At 54.0% G+C, this 14,807-nt stretch carries 16 protein-coding genes; 11 read left to right on the top strand and 5 right to left on the bottom strand.

Features of this window, described 5'->3' with window-relative positions; all coding sequences use genetic code 11:
* Positions 1 to 176 precede the first annotated feature (176 nt).
* Positions 177 to 395: a hypothetical protein gene (locus tag M0P74_10000; GenBank protein ID MCK9363911.1), complete on the bottom strand. Its 219-nt coding sequence runs from the start codon at positions 393 to 395 to the stop codon at positions 177 to 179.
* A gap of 222 nt (positions 396 to 617) precedes the next feature.
* Between M0P74_10000 and M0P74_09995 the strand changes: the two genes are divergently transcribed.
* The 7 genes from M0P74_09995 (at position 618) to M0P74_09965 (ending at position 6,713) form a co-directional block, all read left to right on the top strand.
* On the top strand, positions 618 to 956 hold the full coding sequence (locus tag M0P74_09995; GenBank protein MCK9363910.1) for a hypothetical protein: 339 nt from the start codon (positions 618 to 620) through the stop codon (positions 954 to 956).
* A 146-nt stretch (positions 957 to 1,102) separates the two neighbouring features.
* Positions 1,103 to 1,837, top strand: coding sequence for a J domain-containing protein (locus M0P74_09990; GenBank protein MCK9363909.1), 735 nt, complete (start codon positions 1,103 to 1,105; stop codon positions 1,835 to 1,837).
* 46 nt (positions 1,838 to 1,883) lie between these two features.
* Positions 1,884 to 2,642 carry an acyl-CoA dehydratase activase gene (locus M0P74_09985; GenBank protein MCK9363908.1) on the top strand — a complete coding sequence of 253 codons (759 nt, stop codon included), beginning with the start codon at positions 1,884 to 1,886 and terminating at the stop codon, positions 2,640 to 2,642.
* A gap of 32 nt (positions 2,643 to 2,674) precedes the next feature.
* Positions 2,675 to 3,661 (top strand): MBL fold metallo-hydrolase, encoded by a 987-nt coding sequence (locus tag M0P74_09980; GenBank protein MCK9363907.1) that lies wholly within the window; start codon positions 2,675 to 2,677, stop codon positions 3,659 to 3,661.
* Between the two features lie 131 nt (positions 3,662 to 3,792).
* Positions 3,793 to 4,356, top strand: a complete 564-nt coding sequence (locus tag M0P74_09975) for a GAF domain-containing protein (protein MCK9363906.1) — start codon at positions 3,793 to 3,795, stop codon at positions 4,354 to 4,356.
* A 19-nt stretch (positions 4,357 to 4,375) separates the two neighbouring features.
* Positions 4,376 to 5,389: a type I glyceraldehyde-3-phosphate dehydrogenase gene (gene gap / locus M0P74_09970; GenBank protein MCK9363905.1), complete on the top strand. Its 1,014-nt coding sequence runs from the start codon at positions 4,376 to 4,378 to the stop codon at positions 5,387 to 5,389.
* On the top strand, positions 5,382 to 6,713 hold the full coding sequence (locus M0P74_09965) for a sigma-54 dependent transcriptional regulator (protein ID MCK9363904.1): 1,332 nt from the start codon (positions 5,382 to 5,384) through the stop codon (positions 6,711 to 6,713). Before gap ends, M0P74_09965 begins: the two co-directional genes overlap by 8 nt.
* On the opposite strand, the gene M0P74_09960 is transcribed toward M0P74_09965, so the two are convergent.
* The 4 genes from M0P74_09960 to M0P74_09945 all read right to left on the bottom strand — a co-directional run bounded on the left by M0P74_09960 (position 6,692) and on the right by M0P74_09945 (position 10,370).
* The gene (locus M0P74_09960) at positions 6,692 to 8,191 is read right to left on the bottom strand and encodes an ATP-binding protein (protein ID MCK9363903.1); all 1,500 of its coding nucleotides are present in this window, start codon (positions 8,189 to 8,191) and stop codon (positions 6,692 to 6,694) included. The genes M0P74_09965 and M0P74_09960 overlap by 22 nt on opposite strands.
* Positions 8,192 to 8,474: 283 nt before the next feature.
* Positions 8,475 to 8,738, bottom strand: a complete 264-nt coding sequence (locus M0P74_09955) for a hypothetical protein (protein ID MCK9363902.1) — start codon at positions 8,736 to 8,738, stop codon at positions 8,475 to 8,477.
* A 97-nt stretch (positions 8,739 to 8,835) separates the two neighbouring features.
* A complete protein-coding gene (locus M0P74_09950; GenBank protein MCK9363901.1) occupies positions 8,836 to 9,228 on the bottom strand; it encodes a hypothetical protein in 393 nt (130 codons plus the stop codon).
* 209 nt (positions 9,229 to 9,437) lie between these two features.
* A complete protein-coding gene (locus M0P74_09945) occupies positions 9,438 to 10,370 on the bottom strand; it encodes a diacylglycerol kinase family lipid kinase (GenBank protein ID MCK9363900.1) in 933 nt (310 codons plus the stop codon).
* A gap of 231 nt (positions 10,371 to 10,601) precedes the next feature.
* Here M0P74_09945 and M0P74_09940 point away from each other — a divergent pair, with 231 nt between their 5' ends.
* The 4 genes from M0P74_09940 to M0P74_09925 form a co-directional block, all read left to right on the top strand.
* Positions 10,602 to 11,153 (top strand): DUF116 domain-containing protein, encoded by a 552-nt coding sequence (locus M0P74_09940; GenBank protein MCK9363899.1) that lies wholly within the window; start codon positions 10,602 to 10,604, stop codon positions 11,151 to 11,153.
* Complete coding sequence (locus M0P74_09935) at positions 11,150 to 12,574, top strand: NAD(P)/FAD-dependent oxidoreductase (protein MCK9363898.1); 1,425 nt, start codon at positions 11,150 to 11,152, stop codon at positions 12,572 to 12,574. Before M0P74_09940 ends, M0P74_09935 begins: the two co-directional genes overlap by 4 nt.
* A gap of 203 nt (positions 12,575 to 12,777) precedes the next feature.
* The gene (locus M0P74_09930; protein MCK9363897.1) at positions 12,778 to 13,167 is read left to right on the top strand and encodes a cupin domain-containing protein; all 390 of its coding nucleotides are present in this window, start codon (positions 12,778 to 12,780) and stop codon (positions 13,165 to 13,167) included.
* 297 nt (positions 13,168 to 13,464) lie between these two features.
* On the top strand, positions 13,465 to 14,807 hold a 1,343-nt coding region (locus M0P74_09925), incomplete at its 3' end, for a CoA-binding protein (protein MCK9363896.1).

Below are 14,807 nucleotides of genomic sequence, written 5' to 3'. Positions count from 1 at the left end.
TAAGAGCGCTGGTTTGAAATATCTCCCCCCTGATGCTGGATTTAGCGGATGAATGGATTTTCTTGATAATAATTTCATTTTTCATGATCGGAATAGATTATTGCAATCCTCAGTATCAAAGGGTTCGATTATGACCTGTTCAGAGAGGTGGGCTCACTAAATAAAGGGATGAAAACCTACTGCAGACCGGAGAAGTCGCCGAACACGAAATAGGTTTGGGCAAAGTTCGATTTCAGCGACCCGGCTGCATTGGCGAGGGCCTCGCTATTACCTGAACCTATGAGGCCCTCCAGTCCGTTCAGGATATCCCGCTCCTTTTTAACCAAACCAGAGCATCTATTTGCCTGATCAGGGGATAATTTGAACAAATCGACTTTTATCCCGGCTTTTTTCACGTCGCTCCAGAGTCTGTTTGATTTGATTTTGATAAGACTTCCTTTTTTGTTTCGGCAGTATAGGGATGCTGTTTTTGCTTGTCAAGAGATATCTTGACACATGACAATGATTGACTGGTAAAAAATCGCGCGTTGCGTTAACATCCTAAATCAGGATCATTATCAGTTCCGGAAGATGAGAATGAAAGAAGATGAATCATAGCATTGACAAAGGCGAATGGTATGATTGACTCCATGAAGCGTCATGAGCTCTTTGTGCAAGACGCACTGGCAAAGAATCTCCCCCCGGAAGCGTTACGGGAACTGCTTGCCCGTCACGACAAACGGATCGAGTGGATGCAGCACGAAAGACTGGTTCATCTGCTGGTGACACTGTTCGTTTGCCTGTTTGCCTTGCTTTCTCTCGGGTATGCCATGCTATACCCTTCCGTTTTGTGTTTCGTTCTTTCCGGGCTGCTGATTGTCCTGGCGGTTGCGTATCTGCTGCATTACTACCGGCTCGAAAATGGAGTCCAGAAATGGTACAGACTATCCGATGACATCCGGAGACAATCTCGGTAGGGATGATCCGTCTCGGATGCTTAGGGGTTCTCAAAGACCCTCTCGGTGCAAATTACTTATTTCCCCCGACAGCAGCGCTGCGTCGCAGCTATCGGGATTTATAAAAAGCAGTTTGATATTTATGGTTGGAGGAAAAGCTACTGAACATGAAGGCGCTGGCTGTTTTGGCAAACAAGGGCAAAGAACCGAGGAGATGCCTGTCCTGCGGGACAACCGAGAACATGGGGCGAAAAAGATACTGCTCCGTTGAGTGCAGACAGAAGCTTCACCAACGACTCGATATGCGCTGCGGCCTCCTGCAGGCGTTAAACACCCGCTACGCAACCTTTTACTTTTCCGAACATCTGATAATCATGGATATATTGCCCTGGGGACAGAGAGATATATACAGTTTTTTATACCCCCGTTCGGCAGGGAAAAGCCCCGGTGAGGATTTCGGCGTGATGGCCAATATTCTGGGAGAAACATGGTGGAAAGAACAACAACGAACAAAAAAACGGCACTTCGCAACGCTCCACGTTCTCGATAACGCCGTCCGAAATCGTGTAACAATGCTGGATGTAAAACCGCATATTAGGCAAATGCCGGATATCAATCCCACTGCGCTGGTATATCTGGATATTGATAAATCCAGCCTTAGTTCCGAAGAGCTGAACAAGATAGTAAGAAACGCCTACCGGCGGCAGGTGAAGATCCATCACCCGGATCTCGGCGGGGATGCGGAGATGTTTCGCAAAATCTACAAAGCCTACGAGGAACTGCTCAATTGGGCCGACAACCCCAGTTTCATCAGCCGACGCGGATTTCCGGACAAGTGGTTCTACGAAGGCGGCAAGGACCGCTGGTTTCAGCCGTCGCCCTTGACTAAAAGCGGACAATGACAATAGGATTTGTGATGGGGAATAGTTTGAAGGGGCGCAAGGCTTTATGGGTTTGAAGGCAGGGATCGATATCGGTTCCAATACGGCCAAGGCCGCAGTGATGGAAGACGGACGTCTTTTGGGAACCAACGTGATTGCGGCAGGCTATAACGCCGAGGCGGCGGGACGCAGGGTGCTTGATGAACTGCTTTCTTCTCTTTCCCTGGCGCAGACGGATGTGGAGCGGATCATTGCGACCGGCTACGGCCGCAAGAGCGTGGCAATCGCGGACAAGATGGTAACGGAACTGATGTGCCATGCAACCGGGGCGCATTTTCTCGATCCTTCGGTGCGCTCGCTGATCGATATCGGCGGCCAGGACAGCAAGGCCATCGTCATAGACGAAGAAGGCCGGATGACGAATTTCACGATGAACGACAAGTGCGCGGCAGGCACGGGCCGTTTTCTTGAGGTAATGGCGCGCGCCCTGGAGGCCGATCTGAATGAATTCGGCGCGCTCTCCCTGAGCGCCGAAAAACCGGCGAAGATCAGCAGCACCTGCACCGTCTTTGCCGAATCGGAGGTGATCTCGCTGATCGCTAAAGGGGAAACTCGGGAAAACATTATTGCCGGCATCCATGAGGCCATCGCCTCCCGGGTGGCGGCAATGGCAACCCGGATCGGCATCAGGGCGCCGGTGATGATGACCGGCGGAGTTTCTCAAAATGCGGGGGTTGTCCAGGCGCTGGAAAAAGCGCTTGGCTATCCGCTGATAGTTTCTTCTTACGCTCAGTTGGCGGGGGCAATCGGCGCCGCCCTTTTGTAGAAAAATCAGGAGCAATCCTTAAGGAGGTTAATTTGAATAAAGCGGTGCGGGAAGTGGCGAAGGAAATTTTTCTGATCAGGTTGCCCATGCCTTTTCGGCTGACCCATGTCAACGTTTTTTTGTTCCTGGAAAAAAAGGGCTTCACGCTGATTGATACCGGTCCCAACCTGCCCGGGGTCCTGCCGGCGCTTGAGGAAGCGCTGTCCCAGGCGGGGCTGACGCTGGAGGAATGTCGCAGGATTTTTATCACCCATTTTCATATGGATCACTGCGGTCTGGCGGGCCTCATCAAAGAACGTTCCGGGGCAGCGATCAGCCTCTCGGAAATTGACGCGCAGACGATTCGCACGTTTGCTCTGGATGACGGTCGCGTTTGGCGGATGGAGGCCTTCTGCATAGAGCACGGCCTTGATAAAGCCACGATTGGGGAAATTGCCAGCACCTTCACCTCCTTTGAGCAGGCGACCCTGCCTTTTACCGCCGACAGCCATCTGTCCGACGGCGAACAGCTTGTTGCCGGCGACCGGGAACTGAGAGTGGTCGCAACCCCGGGCCACAGCCGCGGTCATCTCTCGTTTTACCTGCCCGCGGAACGCGCCTTGATCTCCGGGGACCACATCCTCCCGCATATCACGCCGAATCTGAGCCCTGATCTGATCGACCCCAAATTTCATCCGCTGGAGAGCTTTCTTGACTCCATGACCAAGGTAGAGGAACTGGAGATTGAGACCATCTGGCCCTCGCACGGGCGTCCCTTTACCAATCTCCGGGGAAGGATTGCCGATGTCCGCAAACATCACGCCGAAAGATCGCTGCTTGCCTTTCAGGCCCTCGATGAGGGGGCGAAAACAGCAAGGCAGGTTTCCCAGTTTATCTTTGGAAACAGCCTGCCTGTTTTTGACCGTCTGCTCGCCCTGAACGAAAGCTACGTTCATCTTGTTACGCTGGAGAAAAGGGGCTTGATCGGCAGAAGGAGAACCGGCGGCGGGCTCTGTTTTTTTGAACATTTGCCAAGATGAGACACTCATTAAGGCACGCCGTCACAAAGAAGGATCATTGTATATCAAAAATTTACGCATGCATTTTATGAACATTAAACCGCGTTTTCAAGCAAAGGTTTACAAGCAGAAAAACTTAGGGAGGTGAAGCCATGAAGGAGAGGAATACCGATTATTTTGCTGCCCTGTACGAGGTTGCCAAGGCGATCAATGGCTCTCTGGATACGAAGAAGGTTCTGGAGAAGATCGTGCAGAGCGTAGTTGCAGCAGTCGGGGTCAAGGCGGGCAGCATCCGCCTTTTAGATGCGCGCAAAAAACAGCTTGTCCTGGGGGCGGCAAGCGGCCTCTCACAAGGGTACATCCACAAGGGGCCGATCCTCCTCGATGAAAGCGGCCTTGACCGCAAGGCGATAAAAGGAAAGATCATCTGGATAGAGGATGTCCAGGCGGACAAGGATTTCCAGTACGGGGAAAAGGCCAAGGCGGAGGGGATAAAGTCCGTGCTCGTCGTGCCGCTGCTGCTGGAGAAAAAGGCGATCGGCGTTTTGCGCGTCTATTCCGACCGGGTGAGGCAGTTCAATGAAGATGAACTCAAGTTTCTGAAGGCGGCGGCCAATCTCAGCGCGATTGCCCTTGACAACGCCCGGATGCACGAGGTGCTCCAGACACGCTGCGATCTGCTGGTGGAAAACAAATACCGGATTGACGACAACTAAACTAAAGAGGGAGGTTTTTATGATTCGCCTTGGCATAAACGGTTTTGGCCGGATTGGGCGCCAGGTTTTAAAGGCTGTTCTGGAGCGTTATCCCGACACCCTGCAGGTCGTTGCCGTAAACGATCTCTTCGATGTCGAAACGAACGCCCATCTGTTCAAATACGACACCAACTACGGCATTTACGCGGGCGAGGTGGCCATCGGCAAAGAGGCCCTGCTGATCAACGGCAAAAAAATCCAGAGCTTTGCCTTTCGCGATCCCGCCGCCATCCCGTGGGACGATGCGGGGGTGGATATCGTCATCGAGAGCACCGGGCTTTTCCTGACCGGGCCGAAGGCCTCGGCGCACCTTGAGGCCGGAGCCAGGAAGGTGATCATCAGCGCCCCTGCCAAGGAGGAAGACATCACGATTGTCATGGGGGTAAACCACAAGGATTACAACCCGCAGACGCACCATATCGTCTCGAACGCCTCCTGCACAACGAACTGCCTGGCGCCCCCGGTGCTGGTTGTGCATAAGGCCTTCGGCATCGAAAAGGGGATGATGACGACGATTCACTCCTACACGAACGACCAGCGCATCCTGGATGCCCCGCACAAGGATCTGCGGCGGGCCCGCGCGGCGGCGGTGAACATCATCCCGACCACCACCGGCGCGGCCAGAGCACTGTCCCTCGTCATTCCGGAGCTGGCCGGCCGCTTTGACGGCTATTCGCTCCGGGTGCCGACGCCGACGGTATCGATCGTCGATTTCACCGCCGAGCTGAAGAAGAAGACCACAACGGAGGAACTCCGCGACACGCTCCGCGCAGCAGCAAAAAAACAGCTCAAGGGAATCATGGACTGCGAAGAGAAGGGGCTTGTTTCGATGGACTTCAAGGGGAATTTCCACTCCTCGATCGTCGATGTCGAATTCACCCAGGTACTCAGGGGCAATATGGCCAAAGTCGTCGCCTGGTACGACAACGAATGGGGCTACTCCTGCCGCGTTGCCGATCTGGCAAGCTATATGGGAGAAAAAGGGCTTGGATAAGAAAAAGCAGGCAATCCGCATCCTTGTTGTCGATGACGACGCCGTGGCCTGTGAGTTTTTGCAAGAGGCTCTGCTCAGATCCGGTTATGAGGTTAATTATTTTACCTCCGCCCGGGATGTCCTTGAGGGGGAAATTTCCGAGTATGACCTCATTTTATCCGACATTCGCATGCCGGATATGGATGGGTTGGAGTTCCTGCGCCAGGTGCATGCAAAAAGACCAGAGCTGCCGGTGATCTTGATGACGGCATTCGGCTCCCTGGAGACAACGATGGAGGCGCTCCGGGAAGGGGCGTGGGATTACATCAGCAAGCCGTTTTCGCCGGACGCGATCAGGGAGATGGTGCGCAAGGTGCTCGACGTCCGGAAGCTGCGGCAGCTTTCCCTGCAGAGACAGGGTGAGATGCGGCAGGAACCTCAGTTTATCGGTTCATCCGCGGTGATGGTTGATTTTTACAAACAGATCGCCCGGGTGGCCGATGCTTCGGCAAGCGTGCTGATCAGCGGCGAAAGCGGCACCGGCAAGGAGCTTACGGCAAATTCCCTGCACAGGCTCAGCGCCCGCCGGGATAAGCCGTTTCTGACAGTCAACTGCGGGGCGATCCCGGAGACGCTGCTGGAATCGGAACTTTTTGGATTCGAGCGGGGGGCCTTTACCGGGGCGGATCATTCACACCAGGGACTGCTGGAGGCGGCGCAGACGGGCACTATTTTCCTGGACGAGATCACCGAAATGTCCTCCGCCCTTCAGGGCAAACTGCTGCGTTTCATGCAAAGTGGTGAAATCAGAAGACTTGGCGGCAACAGTACAATGCATGTTTCCGTTCGGGTGGTGGCGGCGGCAAACCGGAACATCGAAAAGGATGTTGCCGACGGGCGGTTCCGCTCCGATTTGCTGTTTCGCTTTGTTGTACGCCTTCATGCCCCGCCGCTACGCGATCATAAGGAGGACATCCCGCAATTGCTTGACTCCTTTTTGCAGAAATGGGGTTATTCCTCGGTTCGCATTTCCGACGAGGCGATGGAATGTTTTATTGGTTACGACTGGCCAGGCAACGTCCGCGAGCTGGAAAATGTCCTCCGTCAGACCCTGCTGCTGTCGCCTTTTGCCTTGATTTTACCGGAGAATCTTCCCGAAAAGCTCCGGATAGCTCAGCAAGATGAGCAACCCGGGCTGTCTCCCCTGGAAAAAGCCGAACGGCAGCAGATACTTGAGATCATGGAGGGAGCCTCCTGGAACCAGAGCCGGGCCGCCCTGTTATTGGGAATTGACCGAAAAACGCTGCATGCAAAGATAATCCGCTATAATCTGACGGGAAAATAGAGGCGGACTTCCGTTCCTGCTGCGGCAGACGAGTCAATCGTCATCCTTCCCCCATGTATCTTTACGATATCACGGACAATTGCCAGTCCGAGCCCCCTCATGCTCTCATCTGCATGCGTGGAGAAAAAAGGTTCGCATACCTTCTCCATAATCTCCGGGCGAATGCCGGCGCCCTGGTCGGAGATGGAAATAAACAGTTCTTTGCCGTCAGCGTTGCCGCCGGCGGCAACGGTTATACGTCCGCCCGAGGGCATCGCGTCCAGCGAGTTTTGCAAGATATTGAAGATGGCGGTTTGTACCCGGTGGCGGTCGGCATGGATGGGCGGCAGATGTTTTTCGCAATTAACTGTTATCTCCGTTCGCGCATTAATGACGAGCGGTTCGGCAAGAGACACTGTTTCGTTAATAATATCAGTTATGTCAACTGTGTCAAAATGGACCTCCGGAGGACGGGTGGCCTGTTTCACCTTTTTGATGATCGCCTGCAGACGGCCGGTTTGCTGGGCAATGAGCTCCAGTTTTCTGACCGCATCCGGCGGCCATTCTCCTTTCTCACGCAGCAGCGAGGTTAATCCCGCAATGGAATGGAGCGGCGTGCCAAGATCATGGGCCAGGGTGGCGGTCAGATAGCCCATCGCGGCGAGCTGCTGAAGCTGATTCACCTCTTTCTGCAGTTCGACGGCCTTTTGCGTTTCCTCCCGTACCAGAATCTCGAGATTCCCCGTTAACTGCACGTTTCTGGCAATAACCTGCTCTATCTCCTCGGCCATCGCATTGAAATGTTCGCCGAGTCGCCCCAGCTCGTCTTTCCGGCTGATCGGAATGCGCTCCCGGTATTTCCCTGCTTGGAACCCATCAATCGTGCCGATAATCACTCCCAGCGGCCGATCGATAATCCAGCGGTAGCTTGCCGCAAGCACTAGCAGAATGACAAGCAGCAAACCGGCAGCGCTGATATAAAGGAGGCGCTGAGCCTTCGCCAGAATTTCTGCATTGCCTTTGCTGAAGGCTATTACCCCGACAACGAACCTTGTTTTCCCTGATTTACGGGATATTCCCGGATAAAGTAAGCCGGCTGCCGGCCCCTCCTCTGTTTTGAGCCTGATGTACATCGGCTTGCGCGCTGCGGCAACGGAACTTGCCAGTTCATCCGGCCATTCATACCGGACACGCCCGGCGCCTGCCACATACTCTATGTAGTCGATATCGTAATTGACAACGGTAAAAATGTCGATGCGCGCCAGGCGAAAATCGGTTTGAATTTGCTCTTTGAGAGTGGCGTCCAGGGTGGAGAGGCCCTGTCCGGTCGGGAAATGGCTGTAATAGGAACTTACCGTTTCGGCGACGCTCAGGAGCCTTTTTCCCTGCTGTTCCACAAGAATAAGATCCAGCGCCCGAATCTGCACCCAGCCCCACAGCGCCATCGTGACTATCAGACCCAGTACGGTCACGATTATCAAACGCAGGCGGATAGTCATCGTTCAATTCTCCGGTTGATTACTTCTTTTGCAAGCATGGATGACTCCATGGCCGGCATATAGGATAATAATCTAACAAAATCAATGCAATTTACCGGAATTATTTAAAGATGAGGAATTGTATTCCCGATAGAGACATTATGAACATTAAGCTTCGCTTTCGGGAATGACAAATGGTTTTGCAATTGCCTCATAATGTTTACAAAAAGGCAGAGCCGATAAAAAACGAAAGGGGAGCGGGGAAACCCCCGCGCCCCTTGACGTCTGAAAAAGAAAACAGGAATTACTTCGTGGCCGGAGCCGCTGCGTCATCCTTCTTCTCTACCTTCTTTGCCGCCGCCTTCTTGGCGGCGGTCTTCTTGGTGGCGGTCTTCTTGGTGGCGGTCTTCTTGACCTTCTTCACTTCCTTTTTCTCGACCGCCGCATCCTTAGCCGGTTCGGACACCGCTGCTGCCGCGGGAGCCGCTGCTGCCGGTTTCTCAGCGGCAATCGCGAAGGTGGAGAACATGAAAACTAACCCAACAACCAATACCATTAAACGCTTCATCTTACTTTCCTCCTCTTTGTTTTTAATTTTCCTTCCGCGCCGCAACTGAAGAGCGAAAGGATATGCCCGCCTTCACCAATAATCTGAAGGCAAAAAACTATTTAACTGTGGAAGCTGCAACCGGCGCCGCCGCCCCGGGGACCCCTTTGCTTGTTTTCTGGGGGGACTTGCGGACGGCTGTTTTATTCGCTTTTACTGCCCGCAACGCAACATTTCGCAGCTCTTCCTGCCGGTAGCTGACCTTGACCTGGTCCCCCACTACGATCGTGCGCAGCGGCTTTTCCAGCTTAAATTCCATCATTTCCGTTTCTTCCTTCACCTTCCTCTCTATGACCAGGAAAGAGTCGGAAATCTTTATAACCTGTCCGGCGGCAACCATAACGGTCTTTCGGGAAAGGGTGGGGGTTGTCCTGGAAAAATCTTCTGCGGCAAACAACACAGAGCCGCAAAAAAACATCAAAACAGCCATGGGAAAAAATAAATGCCTCATCTCATCATCCCTGCGCCCAGATCCTTTTAACCTTTCCGGCTCAATACGTACGGCGCAGCTAAAGCAATATGCTTGCCAAAAAAAGCATCTGCCTTTCATTGTTGAAACCATTGATAAATTGTCTTGGTATTTTGGAAAACGGAAACAGCCGGTAGCGATTCTTCCGGGGGAAAGTGCGGAAGAATTCCCCAGCACAAGGGAGTTATTGGTCAGTTTTTCACGATCATCTCGATGGCCGCCGGGACAATTTCCAATACCGCCGGCAAAATTCCGGGCTGTTCTCCGTCAATATCGAACAGAACCTGTCCGTCGGAGGACAGGCTTACCTGCTTGCCGGTTGTAACGAAGACCTGGGAGATGCTTTTTATCTTTCCGTTGTAGAGTTTCGGCAAGCGCAGGAGAACAAGAGGCAGGCTCATGGCGCCTATTACCGTTATATGAAAAAGGCCGTCGTCCATCATCGCATCGGGCGCAACCAGCATCCCGCCGCCCTGGTAACGGCCGTTGGCGACGGCGATATGAAAGATGTCTTTTGTAAACTTTTTGCCGTCATCCACGCCGATCGTGACCCCCTTTTTTTTGTAAGAAAACAGCGTCAGCAGTGTCCCCCAGATAAAGGTGACAAAAGGACCAAAGGCCTTGCTCGTGCGGTTTACCCTCTCGACGACCTCTCCTCCCATGCCGAAACTCGCGATGTTGTGAAAATATCTGCTGGTTGTGCCGCCCTGATGACTTCGAAAACGGATGCGTCCGAGATCTATCGTTCGCGTGGAGGCGGTTTTTATCGCTTGCAGTGCGGGCCTTATTCCGGACACAGCGGGAAAGGTGCGGGCAAAATCGCAGCCGGTGCCGTTGGGAATGAAGCCGAGGAGAGCCCCCTTGCGGATTGGCGCGTCATCATCAAAAAAACCGTTGATGACCTCGTTGAGCGTGCCGTCCCCGCCGACGCAGACGATAATGTCCGCTCCCTCAAGAAGAAGACCCCTTGTCAAGTCAGTGGCATCGCCCGGTCCTCTGGTAAGGCAGGTTTGAAACGGACCCAGAATCTCCTCGGCCAGCCGGCTGATCCGCGGCCACTCCCGGCCCGTTTTTCCGTTTCCCGAATGGGGATTCACCACAAAGACGATTTTTCTGGAATTCAAGTCCAAATTCAGCGCTCCGAGGCCTTTTAAAGGGGATAGCGAACTTAATGTCCACAAAATAAACGTAAACGAGTGCGCCTATAACATAGATATTGCCCCGATGGTAGTCATAAAGAGCTAAAAAAATTGCTTTCCCCATTTATTTTATGCTATCCCCGTGAAACTTTCAGGTCCAGGATTCAGCGGGTTCTCCAAGTTTAAAAATTTTTTCATGAGGACGGGTAATATCCGATGACAAGTATTTCAAGAAAGTTGAGGCTGCTCTTTACGCTGCTGTTCTATCCTTTTCGGGCTTTTCTGAACCGGCTGGGGATCGGCCTGGACATCGCCGGGAACGTCAATTCCTGCTATCGTGAAGAGTTCGACCGGCTTCCCCCCTCCGAAAAAGCGGTCATTTTACCCCATTGCCTGATAGGGGATAAATGCCGCGCCCATTTCTCCAAAAATGAAGGTGTTCTCTGCATGAAGTGCGGAGATTGCCGCTGCGGCGAGATTCTCGCTTTGTGCAAGGAGAAAGGCTGGCAGTTCTACATCTCCCCCAGCACCAATTTTACGAAACGGCTTACCGAAAGAAAGGATATCCGGGCGGCGATCGGCGCGGCCTGCGCCTACGAGATCGAACGGGGCATCAAATCAACAAGGATAACCGGCAGAGGCGTACATCTGAAAGGGCGGCGGCTTATCCCCCAGGTCATTGTGGCGGAACGTTATGACTGTCTTCACAACGATATCGATTGGGAAGAGCTGCGCAATATGATCATCTCCGGGAGGGACAGGGTTTGAAGGCAGAAAGGCAAGGCAACATCCAACCAGTATCCGGGCGGGCAATTATTAAACATGATCAGAAAAACTTCTTGCCGGGCATGGCTGAGCCGGAGGGCAATCGGGTTATCGTGATCGGCGGGGGTGCGGGGGGGATGATGGCCGCCGGCAGGGCCGCGGAGCTGGGGGCAAAGGTCATCCTGCTCGAAAAAATGGAGGGACTGGGCAAGAAAATCCTGATCAGTGGAAAGTCCCGCTGCAACCTGTCCAACGCCCGCAACCTCGATGAATTTCTGCCCATGTACGGCCCCAATGGCCGATTTTTACACGGCGCTTTTCACCGCTTTTTCCGGGATGACCTGCTTTCCTTCCTGGCTCGTTTCGGGGTCGAAACAAAGACCGAGCGGGGCGGACGGATTTTCCCCGTTTCCGACGAGGCGGCGGATGTCGTAAGGGCCTTCCGGAGCTATCTGAAAGAGGGCACGGTGGAATTGTTCTTAAATTCCCCGGCAAGCAGGATCGTTGTCGGAAACGGCAAGCTTTTGGGGGTGCAAACGCGGAAGGGTTTTTTGCCGGCCCGGGCGGCAATCCTCGCCGCGGGCGGCGCCAGTTGGCAGGAAACAGGCTCCAACGGCGACGGCTTCCTGCTTGCGGCTGCGGTTGGACACAAGATCGTAAAGCCCAGGCCGGCCCTCGTTCCGCTGATTGTCGCTGAAATTCAGACGGCCAAGTCGATGCAGGGAGTAAGCCTGAAGAATGTCCGGCTTACCGCCTTTCGAGGAAAGATTGACAGTTTTTCCCCAGCCTTTGTCCCGCAAGAAGATGTGGGGCGCGGCCTGGAGCGAATACGGAAAAAAGGGGTGGTGATCGAAAGCCGGATGGGAGAGATGCTCTTTACCCATTTCGGGATAGGCGGACCAATCACGCTGCTGATGAGCCTTGCCGTGGTGGACGCCCTCGCGGAGGGCCCGGTCAGCGTCGCCATTGATCTCAAGCCCGCCCTTTCCTTCGAGGAACTGCGCGCCCGCCTGCAGCGCGATTTCGACGCGGGCGGCAAGCGAAATTTTCGCAACCTGCTGGCGGGGCTGCTCCCTCATAAGATGATCGAGCCGTTTATCCAAATGTGCGGCATCCCGGCGGAACGGACGGGAAGTCAGATCACGGCGCCGGAACGTGAACGGCTCCTCGCTTTGCTGAAGGGGCTCTGCTTTACCATCAAGGGGCCGCTGCCGCTGAACTCGGCGATTGTTACCGCAGGCGGCGTATCGCTTGCCGAGATCGATCCGCGGACGATGGCCTCCCGGCTGGTTGACGGCCTTTTCTTCTGTGGGGAGGTGATGGACATAGACGCCGATACCGGCGGCTACAACCTCCAGGCCGCCTTCTCCACCGGCCACCTCGCCGGAGAGTCGGCCGCAGCTTTCGAACTTAAAATGGATTAAGACTTTAATACATGCGGCGATTACACAGACGGCGGTCAGGTTATCAGCGTCTGTTTTATCTTGACAAAGAACAACGCAATCCTTTATAGCCCCCCATGCTGTGGATTCAGCTCGAGAAGTCGAAGTTCCTTTCCGGAACTTCCCCAAGGAACGGTAATTTCCTCTTCAAATAACAATTTTTATGCAGAATAAGGAGGTTTCCCATGATTGCAATGAATGCCAAGGATGTCTTCAAAACCAAGGTCGAGACCATCTCCTACAAGGGCGCGCCCCAGCAGGTGAAGGAAGTTTGGATACAGTGGCTCTCCAAGGCCGGGCCCGAAGAGGCCCCGGACTACGGGTTGCGTTTTTTCACGGTCGGCCCGGGCGGCGAGGTGCCGACTCATAGCCACTCATATTACCAGACCACCTATGTCCTGTCGGGACGTCTCTCTGTTGTGTCCTACGACGAAAACGATAAGGCGACAGGGGAAAAGGTTTTGGGGCCCCACGACTTCGTCTATCTCCCGACGATGGAGCCGCACAGCATGAAAAACGCGAGCGACACGGAGGAATGCACCTTTTTGTGCAGCATCGCCAATATAAGGGAGTAGCGTTCTTTACATAGCGACAAACCGGAGTCCGCAGCAAATTCTTGCAATTCGGGCTTGCAGGGAGACGGCAACGTAAAATTCACTGAGGTAATTGCAAAACGTTTCGTCATGCCCGAATGCTCTTGTCGGGCATCCATGATTTTAGGGAGTTAAAAACTGGATTATGAACATTAAGCTTCGCTTTCCCGCCCAGAAGCGTCGCGGGAATGACAGAAATGGAGTTTTGCAATTACCTACACTGTTTACTGCCAATTTTCAGGGAAGATTCTCGCCCAAAAATTGCAGGAGGATCAGCCAATGGCCGATTCAGTGATGCTGAAAAATCTGGAGTGCCTTTTCAATCCTCGTGCGGTTGCCGTGGTCGGGGCTTCGGCAAACCCTGACAAGCTTGGGTTCCATGTGATGAAAAGCCTGACTTCCGGCGGGTTTAAAGGAACGATTGTTCCTGTAAACCCAGGAACCGATTCAATCATGGGCATCCCCGCGTTTTCATCTCTCGGGGATTTCCCCGGCGCAATCGATCTGGCCGTGATCGTCCTGCCCGCAAAAATGGTCCCGGGCATCTTCCAGGAATGCAGTCAAAAAGGTGTTAAAGGGGTTGTCTTGATCACCGCCGGTTTCAAGGAAATCGACGATCCCGAAGGCGCCGCTCTCCAGAGCTCCCTGGCCGAGTTCGCCCGAACGGCCGACCTCCCGGTTATCGGCCCGAACACATTCGGCATGCTCAACCTCCAATTGGATCTGAATGCCTCCTTTACCCCCGAGTTTTCCTTGCTTCCCAAAGGGAGTATCGCCTTCGTCAGCCAGAGCGGCGGCGTCTCCCATCTGGTCGGGTTCCTGGCTATGCGACAGAATGTGGGCTTCAGCAAGATAGTCGGCCTCGGGAACCGTCTTAATGTCGACTTCCCCGAAATGATCGCCTATCTGATGGACGATCCGGAAACCAGGGTCATTGCCCTGTATATTGAAGGCATGGATGAGCCGCGAAGGTTCCTGGCGGCGATGAAAAATGCCCGTTTTGCCAAACCGGTTGTTGCCTACAAGACCGGAAACTCCCGCACCGGCAATCAGGCATCTGCTTCCCATACCGGGTCTCTGGCCGGGAAGCAGGAAATCTACGAAGGGGCGCTCAAACAGGCGGGCGTTCTACAGGTTGACAGCGCGGAGCGGCTTCTCGATACAGCGCACGCCCTGGCCCTTTGCCCGCTTCCCGGCGGAGGAAAAGTCGCGATCCTTACCGGTCAGGCAGGCCCCGGGATAGCGGCCGCGGATGTCTGCGAGTCCAAAGGTCTGGAGATAGCCGCTTTTTGCTTGGAGACTCAGATGTTGATCAACGACCTGCTTCCCCCCCTTGCCCTGCGCACGAACCCCGTGGATATGGGACCCGCCTGGTACAACACTCAAGCGATTGAGGGCATCATCGGGGCGGCCATGGAAGATGACAATGTGAACGGCGTTCTGCTGCTAATGGTATTCGCGTCAGCCAACAGGGATGCCATAGCGGGCTTTTCCAGACTCCTCCTGCAATGGAAACAGAAAAAACCGGTTATCTCCTGCCTACTCTCCCCACCGGGAATCTGGGACGAGGAAATCCGGCAACTCGAGGCAGGAGGCGCACTCGTCAATTTTCCCACCCCGGA

The organism is Syntrophales bacterium (assembly GCA_023229765.1).
Classification (GTDB): Bacteria; Desulfobacterota; Syntrophia; order Syntrophales; family UBA5619; genus DYTH01.
This window is presented reverse-complemented; position numbering and strand designations above follow the sequence as displayed.

Bases quoted from the DNA above. Each gene is read 5' to 3' on its own strand.
- M0P74_09985 (MCK9363908.1), top strand. From the start codon at position 1,884: ATGGGTTTGAAGGCAGGGATCGATATCGGTTCCAATACGGCCAAGGCC.
- M0P74_09940 (MCK9363899.1), top strand. From the start codon at position 10,602: ATGACAAGTATTTCAAGAAAGTTGAGGCTGCTCTTTACGCTGCTGTTC.
- gap (MCK9363905.1), top strand. From the start codon at position 4,376: ATGATTCGCCTTGGCATAAACGGTTTTGGCCGGATTGGGCGCCAGGTT.
- M0P74_09990 (MCK9363909.1), top strand. From the start codon at position 1,103: ATGAAGGCGCTGGCTGTTTTGGCAAACAAGGGCAAAGAACCGAGGAGA.
- M0P74_09950 (MCK9363901.1), bottom strand. From the start codon at position 9,228: ATGAGGCATTTATTTTTTCCCATGGCTGTTTTGATGTTTTTTTGCGGC.
- M0P74_09955 (MCK9363902.1), bottom strand. From the start codon at position 8,738: ATGAAGCGTTTAATGGTATTGGTTGTTGGGTTAGTTTTCATGTTCTCC.
- M0P74_09995 (MCK9363910.1), top strand. From the start codon at position 618: ATGATTGACTCCATGAAGCGTCATGAGCTCTTTGTGCAAGACGCACTG.
- M0P74_09960 (MCK9363903.1), bottom strand. From the start codon at position 8,191: ATGACTATCCGCCTGCGTTTGATAATCGTGACCGTACTGGGTCTGATA.
- M0P74_09975 (MCK9363906.1), top strand. From the start codon at position 3,793: ATGAAGGAGAGGAATACCGATTATTTTGCTGCCCTGTACGAGGTTGCC.
- M0P74_09930 (MCK9363897.1), top strand. From the start codon at position 12,778: ATGATTGCAATGAATGCCAAGGATGTCTTCAAAACCAAGGTCGAGACC.